Genomic DNA, 19,127 nt, shown 5'->3' with positions numbered 1-19,127 from the left:
TTCAGAAAAAATGCCTGGAAAAGAAAAACTCTGGAACCAAAATTTCATCATTGCCTGTATTGCGAACTTTCTGGTCGCCTGCTCGTTTAATTTATTGATGCCTACCATCCCGATTTATTTGTCGGAAGAATTAGGTGTTCCGGCTTCAAGAATCGGGATTGCTTTATCCTCTTATGCGATTGCGCTGCTTCTGATACGTCCTTTTTGCGGATATTGGGTCGATGTTTATTCTCGAAAGCCCCTGTTTATGCTGGGATTAACACTTTTTATCGCAACTTTCTTTGGTTACTATTTTGCATTTACAGTTTTGTTTTTTGTCATCCTAAGGTTCATTCACGGACTTTTTTGGGGACTTGCAACGGTTTCTTCCAATACTGTTGCGATTGATATCATACCAGCTTCACGCCGGGCGGAAGGAATCGGTTTTTTTGGTGTAAATACCAACATCGCCATGGCGATTGCGCCTTTTGTTGCAGTAAATATTTATGATGCTTACGGATTTCACTTTCTAATTTCCTGTGCACTTTTTATGGGGTTCTTATCAATTCTTGTGGTTATTTTTATCAAAGTACCTCCACGAAAAAAGCTGGATGAAATCCCACCGCTTTCACTGGACCGCTTCTTTTTACTGAAAGGCTTCCCGATTTTCATCAATCAGCTTTTTCTCTCTTTTGGCTGGGGTACGCTGATTGCTTTTGCAGTTCTATATGGCAAAGAGACCGGAATCCATAATTCCGGGGTTTTCTTTTTGTTTCTTGCCGGCGGAATCATTCTTTCCAGAGTAACTTCCGGTAGATTTGTGGACAAAGGATATCTACACAAAGTCATGATTACCGCGCTTTTTGTAATTGCCTTGGGCTTTGTTTGTTTTGCCGTATTTCATAGTATTTATGCTTTCTGCGCATCGGCATTCATAATTGGAATCGGATACGGAACGCTTTTTCCTGCCTTGCAGACGATTTACATCAATATGGCACCATCATCAAAACGTGGAACGGCAAATTCTACCTATCTGACCGGATTTGACCTTGGAATCGGAATCGGAATGTTGCTCGGTGCATACTTAGGCGATCTCTATGGATTCTCAAATATGTACTTACTCACAGCAGTTGCATGTACCATTTCTTTGATTTATTATTGGTTTATTTCACGTGGTGTATTTGAGAAAAACCGCGTTCGATAGATTAAGTCCCACAAAACGTCATATAATTGGAATCGAATTCATCTGGCGTTTGAAGAAATTCTTTCATTTCAGGGAGGAATTCATAGGGTGTTTTGAGTAAATCCAGAAAAGAATGAAAGAATAAAAAATCAGATTTCTCGGCTTCGTCCAATGCTTTTTCGACATAATAATTTCGCGGAATTAAAACAGGATTCTGCTTTTTCATTAATTCAAAAGCGAAGTTTGTTCCACCGTTTTCTAACTTAATTCGGGATTTCCATTTCTGAATCCAAGCTTCGAATTTCTCATCCAAGAAGAATTGATTTTCATCGAAAATTTCCGGCATTCGAAGATAAGTAAAGGTGTTGGTGTAATCTTTTTGATGCAATTCCATCAATCGCAATAATTCATTGACCAAATCATCGTCGCCTGGTTTTGGATTTGAAATTCCAAGTTTAGCAAACATCATTTCCCACCATTTCTGCGTGAAAATTTCATCAAAAGAATTAATTTTTTCAGTGGCTAATTCTATGGCTTTCTTTTCGTCGGGATCAATCAAAGACAATAAAGTTTCGGCCCATCGGGAAAGGTTCCATTTGATAATATTGGGCTGATTTCCAAACGCATAACGTCCATCACGATCAATGGAACTGAAAACGGTTTCGGGATTATAAATGCCCATAAAAGCACAAGGTCCGTAATCAAAAGTCTCGCCCGGAATCGAAGTATTATCGGTATTCATAACCCCGTGTATAAAACCGATTCTTAGCCAGTTTACAATTAAATCCATCTGCAAATCCATCACTTTTTCGAGCAATGCCAAAGCCGGATTTTGGGCGTCGTTTAATTCCGGAAAGTGTCGGTTGATGGTGTAATTCATCAATTCACGCACTTCTTCAATCCCACCAAAATAACGCGCAAATTCAAAAGTTCCCACGCGAATGTGGCTGCTCATCACACGTGTCAAAACAGCACCATCCAAAACGGTTTCCCGATAAACCGGTTCACCGGTTATAATTACAGCAAGGCTTCGGGAAGTAGGAACGCCCAAATTATGCATGGCTTCGCTCATCAAGAATTCACGAAGCATCGGTTTCACGGCCGCTTTTCCGTCGCCACGACGAGAAAAAGGCGTCTGCCCTGCTCCTTTCAACTGAATGTCAAAACGAAGATTGGATTCCGTTAAATGTTCGCCCAATAAAATCGCACGTCCGTCGCCGAGCATTGTGAAATGCCCGAATTGATGACCGGCATAAGCTTGCGCAATCGGTTGAGAATCTTCTACTATTCCATTTCCTGACAAAATTTTAACAAGTTCGTTTTCATCCAAAACTTCCAAATCCAGATCTTTCATTAAATCCTTGTTCAGTAAAAGCAATTCAGGATGGGGTGCAGGATTTGGTTTCACTTCCCGATAAAATTTATCAGAAAGTTGAAGATACGAATTGTCAAAATTAAAAATCGGCATGAAATGATTTTTCAAATGAATTACTAAGTGCAAAAATAGCGTACAATCTTTGAGCCAATTATAATTTGTTTCGTTAATTAGCGTTTCAGAAAAGTGAAGTTTTGGATTTTTATATGGGTATTGTTTTTGTTTTCCTTTGTTTTTTCGCAGGAGAAGAATGATTCCATTTATCAATTTTATGATTTCAAACCGGAAAAATCGAATTACGAAGTCGATTTCCAGAAACGCATCACACAGGATTCTGTTCTTTATCAAACTTTGGATTCACTTAAAAGTATCGGCTACTATACGCTCAAACTCGATTCCGTGCGGGATCAAAACATTTACCTAAACAAAGGAAAAATGTATAAAAAAATTTGGGTGAAAAATGATACGATCTTTCAGCAGAATGAAGATTGGTTTGCAGTCAAAAATCTGGATTCCTTGATTCAAAAGGTTTCTGACCGCTATGCCGAGAGAGGCTTTCCGTTTACGGAAATAAAAATTAAACCTTTGGGTTACAAAGACGGCGAAGCTCAGGTCGCGCTCGATTTGCAATTATTTGGGGCAAGAACGATTGACGGCGTAAATGTGGAAGGTTATGAAAAATTGTCTAGGGGATATATTCGCTACGGTTTAGGCTTAAAAAAAGGAAAAATTTACAATGAATCGGAACTGAAAAAAATATCGGAGCGGATGAGTTTTAATCATTTGATTGAAGAAGCCCGTCCACCTCAAACCCTTTTCAACACTGATTCCACAACTGTTTATTTGTACGTAAAAAAAGTAAAATCTAATATTTTTGACGGTGTTTTGGGATTTGGAAATGATGAAAACGGAGAATTTCAATTAAACGGAAATGTGAAAATTGAATTGAACAATAATTTCAACGGTATGGAGCGTATTCACCTTAATTGGATTGCAACGCCCGACAAAAGCACTTCCCTGGATTTAAAAGTTCGGGTGCCTTATCTTTTTCGTTCTGCTGTGGGAACGGAAACAAATTTCAATATGTACAGGAAAGACAGTGTTTTTGTCAATACCAAAATCGAAGAAAGATTGTTTTACCAAATCAGTATGAACGCCAATCTCGGGCTTAATTTAAGTTATGAAAGTTCGAATTTCGTTTTGGATGACCATCCCGAATTAGCGATACTGTATGATGATTTCAATAAATCGGGAATCGGTTTGAGTTACGAATTAATGCTGCCGGCACAAAACCGTTTGTTGGAAGGAAAATCGGCCATCAGCCTTTTGGGAAAAGCACTTACGAGAAAAAGCCGGGAAACCGATCCGTTGACAGAAGAAATTACGGAAACCAGCGCTCCTCAATATGAAGTCGGAATTAATGCTTTTCATATATTTAAAATCTTTGACAAACATTTATTGAAAACCCAGATTGAAGGTTTCGGTCTGTTTGGGGAAGAAGAATTTTTCTCTGAAAATGAATTGTACAGAATTGGTGGATTTGGCAGTTTACGCGGTTTCAATGAAGAAAGTATTTTTGCTTCTGCTTATGGAATCGGTAGTTTGGAATATCGTTATATGCCAAATGATGGTTTTTATATCTCGCTTTTTGGCGATTATGGATTCGTGGAAAATAAATCGAGTGGAATCGATGAAAACCTGCTGGGAATCGGAACGGGGATTTCTTTTTTGACGCAATTGGGCGTTTTCAACCTGAGTTACGCAGTCGGTAAACAATCCGATACTAATTTTGATTTTCGGAATTCCAAAATCCACTTCGGAATTCTGGCGAGATTCTAATGACTTGAATTTAATTTTTTTAGAAATAAAAAAACCTTGTTTCCTGATTGGGAAACAAGGTGTGTGCGTGATTAGTTATTTCGCTTTATTGTTTTGTGAACTCCAAATTTACAAATAATTTTACATTATCCGACACAACCAATCCACCAGATTCCAATGTACCATTCCAATTCAGGCCAAAATCTTTACGGTTTAACTGTCCTGTGAATTCAAATCCGGCACGTTGGTTCCCATAAGGATCGGTGATAACTCCGCCAAAATCAGCATCCAAAGTGATGGGTTTTGTTACGCCTTTCACAGTGATTTCACCGTTTAATTTTTCTCCGTCAAATTCACTTCCTTTAAATGATAATTGAGGATATTCTGTTGAATTGAAAAAATCATCGCTTTTTAAATGTTCGTCACGCTGCGGATTTTTTGTACTGATCGAATCCACGTCTGCATTGAATTCAAACTTTGCATTTTTAAAGTTTTCATCTTCTGATTCTGCATGTGCATCAAATGATGAGAAATCTCCTGACACAGTTGAAATAACCATGTGTTTTACTTTGAACTGAACTTCTGAATGAGTCTTATCTAAATTCCATTTTACTGACATAATTTTTTGTTTTAATGTTAAACTTAAATCTTATACTGCAAATGTACGGGCAGTGCGTTTTCCTAACATTGACCTAAGTTAAGAAATGATTTCAGGCGATAGAATAAAAAAAATGTTAATTAACTTCGATTTGTTTTGTTACTACCGAACAAACTTTATTTTTGCAGAAATTTTGTGAAATTGAAAGATGAATCCAAAATAGAATTGATCGAAGAGTTCACCCAGCATTATCTTCAAACTACTGCTTTGCCTCCGCTTTCCGCAAAGATTTTTTCTTTTCTTGTGGTAGAAGGAGTCAAAGAGGGTTATACTTTTGATGAACTGGTTGAAATTTTCAAAGTCAGTAAAAGTTCTGTTTCCACAAGTTTAAATTTACTCATAAAATACGATTACATCATCGATTTCAATAAAATCGGAGAAAGAAAGCGTCGCTACCGCATAACGGCACAGCATTTGCCGCTGCGGCTGAAAAAAATCCAAAAAGAATTAACCCGCGAAAAATATTTATCGGAAAAACTGATGCAATACCGCTTTGGTTCTGTAAGTCAGCCCGATCCAATAAGCGTGGAAAAAGGTAATATTTATATAGCACACCTTGGAAAAGCAATTGAAAGATTAGAAAAAACAATAAATAAATTGGAACAATTAACCCACAAATTATAAGATGAAAAACAAAATAGCCATTTCAGCATTTGCATTAAGCCTTGCATTTTTTGTATCCTGTAAAAATGAACAGCAGCCACAGGACGCTCCTACCCTTTCTTTGCCGGTTGTTGAAACCGCTCAGCGAGATATGGTCGGCTATCAGGCTTTTCCGGTAAGTATTGAAGGAAAAGTGAACAATGCGGTACGTGCAAAAATATCCGGATATATCACGCAGGTATATGTGGATGAAGGCCAGGTCGTGAAAGCCGGACAACCTTTGTTTAAACTGGAAACAACTGTTCAGGCACAAGACGCCAACGCAGCAAGATCGGGAATAAGTGCTGCAAAAGCCAACGTAAATGCAGCTCAGGCAGCAGTCAATGCAGCTCAGGTTGAAGTGGACAAATTGGTTCCTCTGGTAGAAAAAAACATCATCAGTAACGTTCAATTGGAAACAGCAAAAGCCAATCTTATGCGCGCCGAAGGACAACTTGCACAAGCGAGAGCCGCTGAACAACAGGCACAAGCCGGTTACAGTGGAATTCAGGCCAATATTGACTTTGGCGTAGTGAGAAGTCCAATTTCGGGGGTTGTGGGCGCGATCAATTTCCGGGAAGGAAGTTTAGTGGGACCATCTGACCCTACTCCTCTGACAACGGTTTCTGAAGTGGGCGACGTTTATGCTTATTTCTCAATGAACGAAAGTGAATACCTTGATTTCTTAAACGAAACCGAAGGAAACACAGTTCAGGAAAAACTGAAAAATATTCCGGAAGTAGATTTGATGTTGGCCAATGGTCAATTGTACAATGAAAAAGGAAAAATTCAAACGGTTACCGGACAAATCAATCCCCAAACGGGAACTATTCAATTCCGTGCGACTTTTCCTAACAAAGCACGTTTGTTGAGCAATGGAAACAGCGGTACGGTGAGAATTCCGAAATCTTATCCGAATGCTGTGATTATTCCGGAAACAGCAACTTACGAACAACAAGGGTTTACTTATGTGTTTAAAGTTGAAAATGACACAGTTCACAATACCATAATTCAAATCGAAGATCGAGTGGACAATCTGGCAATCGTTAAATCAGGACTTAAGAAAGGAGATAAAATTGTTGTGCAAGGAATGGGTAAACTCAGAGATAAAGCTCCGATTCAGCCCCAGATGGTAAATTTTGATTCAATCGCTCGTCCAATTCAACCCGTATTTTAATTCAGTATGTTAAAGACATTTATAGAAAGACCAGTACTATCAACGGTAATTTCCGTCATCATCGTTATTTTGGGGATTCTTGGAATTATTTCACTTCCCATAACTCAATATCCCGAAATTGCGCCGCCAACGGTTCAGATTTCTGCCAATTATCCGGGTGCAAACGCACAAACGGTTTTGGAGAGTGTAATCATCCCGATTGAAGAACAAGTAAACGGTGTGGAAGGAATGGATTATATCTCTTCTACTGCAACTAATAACGGTTCAGCTTCCATTCAGATTACTTTTAAACAAAATGTGGATCCCGATATCGCGGCGGTAAACGTTCAGAACCGTGTAGCACGTGCAACTCCGCTTCTGCCTGCCGAAGTAACACGTTCAGGAGTGGTAACCCAAAAACAGCAAACCAGTGCGCTGATGTTCGTTTCCTTTTATTCGGAAAACGAAGATTACGACCAACTTTACGTCCAGAACTATATGAATATCAACGTAGTTCCACAGTTGAAACGGGTAAACGGTGTTGGGGATGCCAATGTATTTGGACAAAGAAATTACGCAATGCGCGTTTGGTTGGATCCGGTAAAAATGGCTTCCTATGGACTAGTTCCGGCCGATATTACTGCGGCGCTTAACGAACAAAGTTTGGAAGCTGCCGCTGGACAATTAGGAGAAAATGCCGGGGAAGCTTTTCAATATGTAATTCGATACAGTGGTAAATTTCAAACGGAAGAACAATACGAAAACATCGTGGTGAAATCAATGAACAATGGACAAATTCTTTATTTGAAAGATGTCGCCAAAATCGAAATGGGCTCACAAGGTTATACCGGGATTTCACGATTGAACGGACTTCCGGCTGTGGCGATGGCGATTTACCAAACCCCCGGCTCCAATGCGAAGGAAATCATTGACGAATTGAAAGCAGAACTCAATGATATTTCCAAAACGCTTCCCAAAGGCGTGGATTATAAAATCATGTTTGACACCAACGAATTCCTGGATTCCTCTATCAATAAGGTTTTGACAACTTTGATTGAAGCATTTATCCTCGTATTTATCGTGGTTTTCATATTTCTTCAGGACATTCGTTCCACTTTAATTCCGCTGATTGCGGTTCCGGTGTCGATTGTCGGAACCTTTTTCTTCCTGAATTTATTCGGATTCTCGATTAACTTATTGACACTTTTTGCATTGGTTCTGGCCATTGGTATTGTGGTGGATGATGCGATTGTCGTCGTCGAGGCGATTCACGCCAAAATTGAAAAAACAAATCTGTCTGGAAAAGCAGCTGCCATCAGTACGATGAACGAAATTACGGGTGCTATTATTTCCATTACACTTGTGATGGGCGCCGTTTTCATTCCGGTAACTTTCATCGGCGGGCCTACCGGAGTTTTCTATAAACAGTTTGGGGTGACGCTCATCGTGGCAATTGCCATTTCGGCAGTTAATGCCTTGACACTGAGTCCGGCTTTGTGTGCTTTGCTTTTAAAACCACACAATGAAAATGAAACCAAAAAGCGAAATCTACTTCAACGTTTTTTTGACGGATTTAATACTGCATTTAATGCGATGACAACCAAATACGCCCAGAGTTTCAGTTTCTTGCTACGACACAAATGGGTAACTTTCCTGATTTTAATTTTGTGTGGTTTAGGGATTTTCTGGGCAGACAAAACTATGCCTTCAGGATTTGTTCCGAGCGAAGACCGAAGCTTTATTATGGCCAATTTCGAATTGCCGCCCGGATCCTCAGGTGACCGTGTTTCGGCGATGCAGGCAGAATTCCAGAAAAAAGTAGCTCAATTGCCAGAAGTGGATGCCGTTACAATGGTTTCCGGATTCAGTTTCGTTTCGGGACAAGGTTCTAACTACGGTATGGGAATGATCAGATTGAAAAGTCTGGACGAAAGAAAATCTGACGAATCTTCAAGTAATGCGGTCGTCGGAAAATTATTTGGAATGGCGGCACAAATGCCCGAAGCCAATATGATTTTCTTCTCGCCTCCTTCCATTCCGGGATTTGGTATGTCATCAGGATTTGAATTAAAATTATTGGACAGATCAGGTGGAGATTTAAGCGAATTTGCCGATGTGGCACAGGGATTTGTGGGACAATTAATGCAAAGACCTGAAATTCAGTATGCGCAAACTTCCTTTAGTACAAAATATGCGCAATATGAAATTGAATTGAACATTCCACTTGCCAAACAATCCGGTGTTACGGTGAGCAATCTTTTCAATGCTTTGCAGGGATACATCGGAGGAATCTATGCGGCTGACTTTACACGATACGGAAAACAATTCCGTGTGATGGTTCAGGCGTTGCCGGAAGACCGTGCAACACAGCAGGATTTGAATAAAATTTTTGTACGAACTTCCAACGGAAATATGACACCGATTACCCAATTCGTAAAATTAAACCGAATTTACGGTCCGCAGGTTATCAACCGATTTAACTTGTTTACGAATGCAAGCATTTCGGGAGCACCCAATCCGGGTTATAGTACGGGAGATGCGATTCAAGCTATACAAGAAGTTTCGAGTTCAACTTTGTCCACCAATTACGGTGTTGATTATGCCGGTTTGACACGGGAAGAAATCAGTTCAGGAAATCAAACATTGTTAATTTTTATGCTGTGTTTGGTGTTTGTTTATTTCATTCTTTCGGCCCAATATGAAAGTTATTTATTGCCATTTTCGGTTATTCTTTCGATTCCGGGCGGATTGATGGGTGCTTACTGGGCGCAGAAATTGGCCGGCCTGGAAAACAATATTTATTTCCAGATCGCCTTGATTATGCTCGTTGGACTTCTCGCAAAAAATGCCATTTTGATTGTGGAATTTGCGCTTCAGCGGAGAAGGCACGGCGAATCACTCGCAAGTTCGGCATTTAATGGTGCCAAAGCACGTTTCCGTCCGATTTTGATGACGTCTTTCGCCTTTATTTTCGGTTTGATGCCTTTGGTTTTCTCATCAGGAATCGGATATGTAGGAAACCGTTCGATTGCTACCGGAGCCGCCTTTGGTTTGCTGATCGGAACAATCATCGGGTTGTTCAATATTCCGGTACTTTATGTGATTTTCCAATGGTTGCAAGAAAAAATTAAACCGATGAAATTTGAACCCGAAAATTCAACAGAAACACATTAAGACTGAATTTGATTTAAGAAAAATGACAATGAAAAATTTAAAATATATCAGCATACCGCTTGCTTTGGTGATTTTCCAGTCTTGTTTTGTAGCAAAGGATTACAGCCGGCCTCAGGAAGAAATTGTGAATGAACAATATTTCCGAACGGATCAGATTTCAACCGACAGTTTGAGTTTGGCGACTGTATCTTGGAAAGAAATTTTCACCGACGAAAAACTGACGCAACACATTGACAATGCGTTGGCAAACAATCTGGACATTCGCATTGCGATTCAGAATATTGCAACAGCTGAAGCTTATATGAAACAAGGAAAAGCTGCTTATTTTCCCACACTGAATGCAAATGCAGGTTATACCTATACAACGCCTTCGCTGAATTCGATTTCAGGTCAGGGATTGGGAGAAAGAGACTGGTTGGGACAATCGGAACTTTCGCTTGGACTTTCCTGGGAAGCCGATATCTGGGGGAAAATCAGAAGTTCTGAACGTGCAGCTACTGCCACTTATCTGCAAACGGTTTCGGCACATCAAGCTGTGAAATCCAATTTGGTAGCCAATATTGCTTCGAATTATTTCCGTTTGTTGGCACTTGACGAACAGAAAAGAATTGCAGAAGAAACCATTTCAAACCGCGAAGCCAGTCTGGAAACGATTAGTTTATTGAAAGATGCAGGAAATGTGACGGAAGTTGCGGTAAGACAAACCGAAGCGCAATTATTAAATGCAAAAGCTCTTTTGTTGGATATCAACAACGAAATCAAATTGTTGGAAAATGCCTTCAGTATTTTGCTGGGCGAAAATCCTCATACGATTGAAAGAACAAATTTACGTGACCAGGAAATCAATCAGGATTTAACCTATGGCGTTCCGGTTCAGCTTTTGAGCAATCGTCCCGATGTGATGGTTGCGGAATATGGACTGATCAATGCTTTTGAATTGACCAATGTAGCCCGAAGCAATTTTTATCCTTCGCTTCGTTTATCGGCCAACGGCGGACTTCAAAGTATGGAATTCGAAGATTTATTCAGTGCAAATTCATTGTTTGCAAGCCTTGTGGGCTCGCTTGCTCAACCGATTCTGAACGGAAGACAAATTAAAACAGAATATGAAGTGCGCAAGGCACAACAAGAATCCGCTTTGCTGAATTACAAATATGCGGTTTTAAATGCCAGCCGTGAAGTATCTGATGCGCTTTATACCTATCAGACCAATGACAAAAAAATCGGGTTGAAGCAGCAGGAATACGAAGCCTACAAACAAGCCATTGAATTTTCAGAGGAATTACAGGTTTACGGAATGGCGAGTTATCTGGAAGTTCTAACGGCAAGAGAAAACGCATTGATGGCACAATTAGCTGTTGTCAATACAGAATTCGGAAGATTGAATGCGATGGTTCAATTGTACCGTGCACTGGGTGGCGGTTGGAAATAGTCATAAAAATTTATTCATAATTTTAGATTAATGTTTGGAAGGCAGCCTTTGGGTTGCCTTTTTCTTTTGGTTATAAAAATAATTTGCTTTTTCATTTATTCTGACTTTCTTTATGAATAATTAAATTCCTCCAACATGAAATACTTTTTAATAATTCTGTTTGTTTTATTGAATGTTTCTGGATTTTCCCAAGAACTTCCCACAGAACCGGCAAACGGATTTTCTTTTCCTATCGGTTCAAAATTTACAATAAAACTCTATCCGAAAGATTCTGCAAATTTTGATTATTCAATCATACGATTCGAACCTTTCCATGAAGTTGTGGATATGTGGGATAATGATAAATTATTTCAGGAAACCGGAGATGAAGAAAGCATTGAGTTTTATTTTTGTTTGGGAACAAGGGGAGAAACTGATGAAGAAAGAGAAGAAAACATGAAAGTTCTACTTTTAATGAAAAATTACACCAAATACCGGCTTTCTTATCAATCAGATATTCTGATTTCCGAAGATGGAGAATTTCAGGAAACCTCTAATGTAGGTTCTTTTCCCGGTGCAAAGGGAACTGAAATCTGGCCTTATATGATTTATGAAATCGGGCTGCATGATTTTAAGATCATGAATTTCAATCCATAAAAAAATGCGCTCTTTTTGAGCGCATTTTCATTTTCAAAAACTCAGTTTATAATTCCTTAGGATTGGAATCATCTATATTATAATAATTAATGACAGAATTGTAATCTGTATAATCAACTCCCGAATTTTTAGCATAATCTGCAGGGACAAGTAAAACTCTGAATGTCTGATTCAGAACATATTCCGTATTACTCAGATTAAAAGTTCCGCCTGCATAAATTACGAAATCATATCTCGAGAAATCAAAGTTATAGTCTACTTCATTTCCGTCATTGAGATAAAAAGTAATTGGAATCTGTTGCCAGATAGGTGCATTGTTGTTAGTCGTACCAATTCTTTTATAAACCAATAACATATCAGTTTCATACATAGGCGTATTGAAAGTTCTTGCAATCTGAAAACTTCCGCCCACATTATCAAAATTTACGTTGTTTACATCATATACAACGGGATAAGTGTCATAATCCACATAAGCAATATCGTCATCGCTTGTACAGCTGACAACCATTAAACCAAAAAAAGCAATGGCCAGGAAAGGAATTATTTTTTTCATAATTTCTGATTTTATTTGTTTTACTTTACTATTTCAAATCACATACCAAAAATAATCTTCAAATCTCATGAAAGATCAATTTTTACTGCGTCCTGACATCAGCTTTCTGAATTTCGGTTCATTTGGAGCTTGCCCCAAAACGGTTTTTGAAACTTATAAGAAATTTCAACTGGAACTAGAGCAGCAACCCGTTGAATTCATTGCAGGAAACGCCCCGCAATATCTGAAAAATTCCCGAATTGCATTGGGAAAATATTTAAATTGCCATGCTGATGATCTTGTTTGCGTTACAAATCCCTCTTATGGTGTAAACATTGTCGCCAAAAATCTGGATTTAAACCCCGGAGATGAAATTCTGACAACCGATATCGAATACGGTGCCTGTGACCGTACCTGGAAATATTATGCTGAAAAATCGGGAGCAAATTACGTACGGAGAAAAACCAATTTCCCCTTGGAAACAAAGGAAGAGTTTGTGGAAGAATTCCTAAAAGGGATTACTTCAAAAACAAAACTTATTTTCATCAGTCACATCACAAGTTCGACAGCGCTACGACTTCCGGTGGAAGAAATCTGCAAAGCGGCTCGCAAATTGGGTGTGATGACTTTTGTGGACGGCGCACACGGACCGGCACAAGTTGATGTGGATTTGACCGAAATGGATTGTGATATCTATGTCGGTGCCTGTCACAAATGGATGATGGCCCCAAAGGGAAGTTCTTTTTTGTATGTAAAGAGAGAATATCAGAATTTTCTGGATCCGTTGGTCATCAGTTGGGGTTACGATGCCGATCTCCCAAGTGATTCCCAATTTTTGGATTATCATGAAATGCAGGGTACTCGAGATCTTTCAGCTTTTTGCACCATTCCCGCCTGTATTGAGTTTATGGAAACTAATAATTGGAAAGAAGTAAGCGCAGATTGCAGAAAAATGGTTCAGGAAAATGCATCAAAACTTTGCGAAATCACCGGAAATAAACCTTTGTCAAAAATAAATGACGATTTTATCGCGCAAATGTTTAGTTGTGAGATCCAAACTAAAAATCCAAAAGAACTGCACGATTTACTTCTTGAAAAATACAAAATAGAAATTCCGGTTATGGTTCAAGGTGATAAATCATTCATCCGATATTCAATTAATGCTTTCAATACAAAAGAAGATTTAGACAAATTATTTACAGCATTAAAAGAAATTCTGAAAAAATGACCCGACAAAAATTAGCGGAATTGATTTCGGGTTTCGGGCATCCTATGCTCAGTTTTCCTGTTTTTATCATTCTGATACTTTTTATGAATCAGCCACTAGAAAAAGCAATCTGGGTTTCTACGCTGATAATCCTGGGAATTTTCATTCCCATGTTCATTAAAATCCGGCGTGGTACAAAATCCGGCCGATATACTAATTTCGATATTTCTGACCGGCAGCAAAGGAAGTCCTTCTACCCTTTTGTACTCCTGTTACTTTCTGCTGTGACAGCGGTTTTATATTTTACCAACCAACCGGAAGAAATCATTCGTCCAATTTTATTAGGATTGATTTTGATATTGATTAATTATACACTCAACTTTTACATCAAAGTTTCACTCCATGTATCACTGACTATTTTTCTCGCATTTCTCATTTTTGAAATCAACATTGCAGCCGGAATCGTTTTTTTCTTTTTCGGATTAGTGATGGCATGGTCGAGATTTGAACTGAAAAGACATTCCGTTCAGGAAATTTTGCTGGGGATTTTGGTCGGCGTTCTGATTGGAAGTATTTATTTGATTTACTAATCATGATTTAAAGTGTATCCAACTGATTTCTTTGTTTGTTTTCGCTAATTGTCCAGAAAAATCCGATGAAGAAAAATCGATCCATCGACGGTCTTATTTCCATTCGTTCATAAAAACCGTTTTCATTCGGTAAATCTGCATAATTGTATCCGTTTATATTTTTAATTCCAATCGGATTTGAAACCGAAAAATAAAGGATTTTTTGCTGATCCAGTAAATAAGCCCAACTCAGATTCAGAATATTGAAAGTTTTGGTTTTGTCATTTAAAAATCCTTCTGTATTAGGATTTGTATAAGGCCTTCCCGATGCAAACTGATAGGTCAAACCGATCTGTGAACGCCAATCCTGAATCCAATATTTTCCTACGACCGATAAATTGTGATTGGCGACAAATCCGGGTTGGGCTTCCACCGGAAAGTCTTTGTACAAACGTTTTGTATCGATATACGAATAGGAAACCCAATATTGTAAATTTTTAAAATGGCTGCCATTGTTTCGCCAGAAAAAATCAATTCCTTGTGCAAAACCGTTTCCGTTTTGGATGTAATTAAATGCACCCTCATTTCGAACCAAATCTTCATAATCTTTCCGGTAAACTTCCACCCGAATCGTTTGTTTTTCTTTCTGGTAAAAATAATTTAGCAAATATTGTTTCGACTTCATAAAACCGCTCGGATTTACATAGCCTAATTCCTGAAGCGGCGACTGAAAATATTCACCATAAAACGCCGAAACATTGTGATATCGGTTGATTTTATACGCAAGTGAAATTCTTGGCGAAAGATTCCATTCGTTTACGTAGTCAGAATATTCAGAGCGAATTCCGGTTTTAAGTCCCCATTTTTTGATGAAATACCAGGTATATTCGGCATATCCTGCAAAAAGATTTTCACTTAAATCCGAAATCTGATTGTTCAGAATGTCTTGGTTCTCATTTTTTCGTCCGACAAACTCAGAGCCAAAACGCAAATGGTTTTTGGTATTGAGTTTCCAATCTAACTCGGCTTTTCCATTAAATCCCGTTTCGTCTTTTTTAAATTCATCCAAAGATTGATTTACATTGGTATCGGACTGCGAAATTGAAAAACCGAGAAATCCTTCCAGCTTTCGTGAAAAATTATGCACATAGGAATTATTGAAATATAAATTGGTATTGTTTAATTTAAACTGAATTTTTTCTACCGAATTGATATCATCATAATTCATTCCGAGTTTTGAATATTCCATTGCTATATAAGCCTTGTACAATCCGTTTTTGAATTGATGACGGTAAACGGCCTCGCCACTATAACCTTCGGGTTCGTGTGTCCATTCGTCGCGTGTGGAAAGAATCTGAAAAACCGGCCAGAGATTATAGTAAGCCAGACTTGCCGTGAGTGCATCTTTCTCCCAAACACGGTTTGCCGCCGCACTCAATCCGAGTGACATAACCCCTAAATCAATACTGTTTTCGGGAGTAAAATCATTGGTTTCCAAACTCAAGATTCCCGATAAGGCTTGTCCGTACGAAGCATCGTAACCGCCTGTGCTGAAATTCATTCCTTTGAATAAAAAGGGCGAATATCGGCCACGCGCCGGTGTATTGGGTGCCGTTTGCGAATAAGGTTGAAAAACGCGCAGACGGTCGATGAAAATGGAGGTTTCCTCGCCTTCTCCTCCCCGAATGAAAAGTCGTCCGTCTTCTGCAACATTATTGGTGCCGGGCAAAGTCTGCATAGCTGCAATGATATCTCCATCCGAACCTGCAGTTGTCACCACATCAAGTGAAGTCATCATGGTTTCGTTGGTGTTCCCAACCGCGCGCATGGTGCCGGCTGTGAAAATCGCTACATCCAATTCAGTGACTTCATCCATTATGATTTCCAGCGGTAATTCCAAAGGTAAACTGATGAATAAGGTTTGTGAAGAGAATCCGCTTCCTTCCAGTTCGAGTTCAAATTCACCGGTTTCTTCAGTTTCGAAAGTAAAAAATCCATTTTCATCGGTGGAAGCCCCGTCATAGGTTCCGCTCAGACTTATATTTATATTTTTTACGGGTTCTCCGGAAATATTCAAAACCGTTCCCGAAACAGTGGTTTGGGAAAAAATGATCAGAGAAATCAATAGAAACAGAGAAGTGAAAATTGTTTTCATATCTGGATTTTTCACAAAGTTGACTCAGACAAATTTCGAATAAAAATTCTTAGGGATGAATTGTTATTTTTGGTGGATGAATTGTTGGTAAGCCAAATCAAAATACTTTAATTTAACATATTTAATGGTTATTTTTGTCCTTTAATTATTTAGAATTCCCTTATGTCCAAACTTTTACCGCTTCTTTTTATCATCCTCTCTTCTACTCTGATTTCCCAAACCAAAATCACGGTAATGGACGGTTTTATGGAAGACCAACCCATGGCGGATGTAGTCATCCTGAACGATGACCGCCAGGAATTGGGTAAGACAAATTCAAAGGGAATTTTTATAGTTCCGGCAGGAATCAATCGGGTAACGCTTTTTTATGAAGGGTATCACGAAAAGAAATTATATGTTTACGGACGTGATTTAGTTATTCAACTTCAGCCAATTACGATTCAGTTAGCTTCCAGCGAAATCACAAATGACGATTCAGAAGCCCGAAAACTCATCCGAGAAGTCATTCAAAACCGTAAAAGAAACAGTATTCAAAACCTGAAAACCTACGAATATAAAAGTTATTCTAAATTTTTGGTGACGGCCAACAAGGATTCAATGCCGTATATTCTTTTTCCCAAAAACGAAAACGATTCCAGTTATAACGACATACGTAAATTACTGGATGAAAGCCATTTAATGTTAGGCGAACGTGCGATGGATCATAAATTTTCAAGTCAATACGGCGACAAAAACATTGTGAAAGCTACCCGGATTTCAGGTACAAAAATTCCGCTTTATGAATTTGTGGCGATGCAGCCGATTTCGCATAATTTCGATGAGGAAAAAATAAATTTCTTCTTTCGTCAGTTCATCAATCCGGTTTCCAATGCCGGTTTGAACGAATACCGTTACCGAATTTCAGATGAAGATTTGCACGAAGGAAAAGAAATCATTGTGGTTTCATTTTTTCCGCAAAAAAGAATTCCGAATAAACAACAAATCAAAGGAAACGTCTGGATTGATAAAAATAAAAAAGCGCTGGTTCATTTTTATGCCGAAAACCTTTCTGACACAAGTGTAGCCGAACTTGAAGTGGACTGGACGAATTATAAAAATTACTGGTTTCCCAAACAGCAACGCTTCCGAATGGACGGCGGCGAATTATCTTATCCGAGTGTGAAAGATTCCGTTATGGCAGACGGAACCCTGCGTCTAGACACTATCAAAAAGAAAGAAAAAGTCTGGCTACATCTTACGACTTCTTTTAAAGATATTGTTTCGCCAAAAGAATTTGAAGCGAAAGAATTTCGGGGGTATACAAATGAAATTGATCTAGCTTCGATGGAAAATCCCGAGCCAACTTTGGAAGCTTATCGGGATGACGCGCTGACCGAAATGGAACAAAATACTTATGTGAAAATTGATTCTATCGGGGAAAAGTACAATATGGATCGAAACATTCGGCTGCTTAGAATTCTGGGTTCTGGTGGAAAATATTCGATTGGAAATTACGATCTCGATTTGACTAAAATCATCAACTACAATGATTATGAAGGACTTAGATTAGGGCTGGGCGGTAATACAAATTATAAATTCAATAAAAATATTTCACTGAACGGATATGTTGCGTATGGATTTCAGGATAAAAAATTCAAATTTGGCGGTGGCGTGGATTGGTTGGTCAACAAACCTTATTCAGGGAAAATATTTGCCAATTATGCACAAGATGTTGAAGCTTCCGGAAGAAATCCAATTCAACTTCAAAACAATTATTTACAGTTCCTAAGCGGTAATCTGACCAATATTTATAACGATCATTTTTTCAGTTATAGAAAAGTTCAGCTCGGTTATCAGCAGGATTTATTTCAAAATGTAACTTTTAGTATTTCAGGAATTTACAACGAAAAAACAGCAGAATTTGATTATCAATACCTCAACAACCGACCCGACGAGAAATTTCTATCATTCGATACAGAACTCGCGTTGCGCTGGGCGCCAAAAGACCAGAATGTAAGGACGCCATTTGGAAAAGTGACCATCAGCAGCGGAATGCCTGTTTTTTACTTGACTTTGACACAAGGTTGGAATGTTTTCAATGCTGATTATACGCCGACAAAACTCGATTTCACTTATTTGGACAGATTTCAGACATTGTTTGGGCAGACACATCTGCAAGTCAGAACCGGAGCGGTTTTTGGCGAAACACCGATTATGAATAGGTTTGAAGGAATGGGAAATGCAAAACGCGGCGACCAGATTTTCAAGCATTTTGGCGTTTCCGGACTGAATAATTTCGAAACGATGGTGCCGGGAGAATTTTATTCAGATCGCTATTTTTCATTCAATATTGCCCATAAAATCGCCGGATTCAAATTCCTGAAACAAGAAGTTTTTCCCGAATTTATTTACCGCGGACTGATTGGCGATATGAAAAATCCGGGGGATCATCATAATATTACCTTTCAAACCGCTGAAAAATATTATCAGGAAGCAGGAATTGAGTTCAACCAGTTGATTTATGGTATTTTCGGAATCGGAACTTATTATCGTTTCGGGACTTATGCGCACGAAAGTTTTGACCAGAATTTCTTTTTGAAACTGACGTTGAAGTTTACTTTCTTTTAAAATT

General features: G+C 38.7%; 14 protein-coding genes. 10 read left to right on the top strand and 4 right to left on the bottom strand.

The genetic code is table 11. The features are described from left to right. Nucleotides 1-10 precede the first annotated feature (10 nt). Nucleotides 11-1,183 (top strand): MFS transporter, encoded by a 1,173-nt coding sequence (locus tag WBF63_RS03160; protein ID WP_424368242.1) that lies wholly within the window; start codon nucleotides 11-13, stop codon nucleotides 1,181-1,183. A gap of 1 nt (nucleotide 1,184) precedes the next feature. Here WBF63_RS03160 and WBF63_RS03155 read toward each other — a convergent pair whose 3' ends face one another. Continuing rightward, nucleotides 1,185-2,630 carry a protein adenylyltransferase SelO gene (locus WBF63_RS03155; RefSeq protein ID WP_424368241.1) on the bottom strand — a complete coding sequence of 482 codons (1,446 nt, stop codon included), beginning with the start codon at nucleotides 2,628-2,630 and terminating at the stop codon, nucleotides 1,185-1,187. A gap of 93 nt (nucleotides 2,631-2,723) precedes the next feature. On the opposite strand from WBF63_RS03155, the gene WBF63_RS03150 reads away from it, so the two are divergent. Next, the gene (locus tag WBF63_RS03150) at nucleotides 2,724-4,376 is read left to right on the top strand and encodes a BamA/TamA family outer membrane protein (RefSeq protein ID WP_424368240.1); all 1,653 of its coding nucleotides are present in this window, start codon (nucleotides 2,724-2,726) and stop codon (nucleotides 4,374-4,376) included. A gap of 85 nt (nucleotides 4,377-4,461) precedes the next feature. On the opposite strand, the gene WBF63_RS03145 is transcribed toward WBF63_RS03150, so the two are convergent. Further along, entirely contained in the window at nucleotides 4,462-4,974 is a 513-nt protein-coding gene (locus WBF63_RS03145) for a YceI family protein (protein WP_424368239.1), read from the bottom strand. 174 nt (nucleotides 4,975-5,148) lie between these two features. Here WBF63_RS03145 and WBF63_RS03140 point away from each other — a divergent pair, with 174 nt between their 5' ends. The 5 genes from WBF63_RS03140 to WBF63_RS03120 all read left to right on the top strand — a co-directional run bounded on the left by WBF63_RS03140 (nucleotide 5,149) and on the right by WBF63_RS03120 (nucleotide 12,053). Beyond that, nucleotides 5,149-5,637: a hypothetical protein gene (locus tag WBF63_RS03140; RefSeq protein WP_424368238.1), complete on the top strand. Its 489-nt coding sequence runs from the start codon at nucleotides 5,149-5,151 to the stop codon at nucleotides 5,635-5,637. Between the two features lies 1 nt (nucleotide 5,638). Then, nucleotides 5,639-6,832, top strand: a complete 1,194-nt coding sequence (locus WBF63_RS03135) for an efflux RND transporter periplasmic adaptor subunit (protein ID WP_424368237.1) — start codon at nucleotides 5,639-5,641, stop codon at nucleotides 6,830-6,832. A 6-nt stretch (nucleotides 6,833-6,838) separates the two neighbouring features. Next, on the top strand, nucleotides 6,839-9,985 hold the full coding sequence (locus WBF63_RS03130; protein WP_424368236.1) for an efflux RND transporter permease subunit: 3,147 nt from the start codon (nucleotides 6,839-6,841) through the stop codon (nucleotides 9,983-9,985). Between the two features lie 28 nt (nucleotides 9,986-10,013). Next, the gene (locus WBF63_RS03125; protein WP_424368235.1) at nucleotides 10,014-11,417 is read left to right on the top strand and encodes an efflux transporter outer membrane subunit; all 1,404 of its coding nucleotides are present in this window, start codon (nucleotides 10,014-10,016) and stop codon (nucleotides 11,415-11,417) included. Nucleotides 11,418-11,552: 135 nt separating this feature from the next. After that, the gene (locus WBF63_RS03120; RefSeq protein ID WP_424368234.1) at nucleotides 11,553-12,053 is read left to right on the top strand and encodes a hypothetical protein; all 501 of its coding nucleotides are present in this window, start codon (nucleotides 11,553-11,555) and stop codon (nucleotides 12,051-12,053) included. A gap of 46 nt (nucleotides 12,054-12,099) precedes the next feature. Here WBF63_RS03120 and WBF63_RS03115 read toward each other — a convergent pair whose 3' ends face one another. Further along, the gene (locus tag WBF63_RS03115; protein WP_424368233.1) at nucleotides 12,100-12,606 is read right to left on the bottom strand and encodes a hypothetical protein; all 507 of its coding nucleotides are present in this window, start codon (nucleotides 12,604-12,606) and stop codon (nucleotides 12,100-12,102) included. A 67-nt stretch (nucleotides 12,607-12,673) separates the two neighbouring features. On the opposite strand from WBF63_RS03115, the gene WBF63_RS03110 reads away from it, so the two are divergent. Together WBF63_RS03110 and WBF63_RS03105 are read left to right on the top strand one after the other, a co-directional pair. Further along, nucleotides 12,674-13,813, top strand: coding sequence for an aminotransferase class V-fold PLP-dependent enzyme (locus WBF63_RS03110; protein WP_424368232.1), 1,140 nt, complete (start codon nucleotides 12,674-12,676; stop codon nucleotides 13,811-13,813). Then, nucleotides 13,810-14,382: a hypothetical protein gene (locus tag WBF63_RS03105; RefSeq protein WP_424368231.1), complete on the top strand. Its 573-nt coding sequence runs from the start codon at nucleotides 13,810-13,812 to the stop codon at nucleotides 14,380-14,382. Before WBF63_RS03110 ends, WBF63_RS03105 begins: the two co-directional genes overlap by 4 nt. A 7-nt stretch (nucleotides 14,383-14,389) precedes the next feature. Here the strand turns inward: WBF63_RS03105 and WBF63_RS03100 are convergent, their stop codons facing one another. Then, nucleotides 14,390-16,516 carry a TonB-dependent receptor plug domain-containing protein gene (locus WBF63_RS03100; protein WP_424368230.1) on the bottom strand — a complete coding sequence of 709 codons (2,127 nt, stop codon included), beginning with the start codon at nucleotides 16,514-16,516 and terminating at the stop codon, nucleotides 14,390-14,392. A gap of 162 nt (nucleotides 16,517-16,678) precedes the next feature. Between WBF63_RS03100 and WBF63_RS03095 the strand changes: the two genes are divergently transcribed. Beyond that, nucleotides 16,679-19,123, top strand: a complete 2,445-nt coding sequence (locus tag WBF63_RS03095) for a DUF5686 family protein (RefSeq protein WP_424368229.1) — start codon at nucleotides 16,679-16,681, stop codon at nucleotides 19,121-19,123. The last annotated feature ends 4 nt before the right edge of the window (nucleotides 19,124-19,127 follow it).

Origin of the sequence: Moheibacter sp. (genome assembly GCF_049672845.1) — a bacterium.
Classification (GTDB): domain Bacteria; phylum Bacteroidota; class Bacteroidia; order Flavobacteriales; family Weeksellaceae; genus Moheibacter.
Note: the sequence above shows the minus strand (reverse complement) of the source record. Positions and strands in the feature narration are given on the sequence as shown.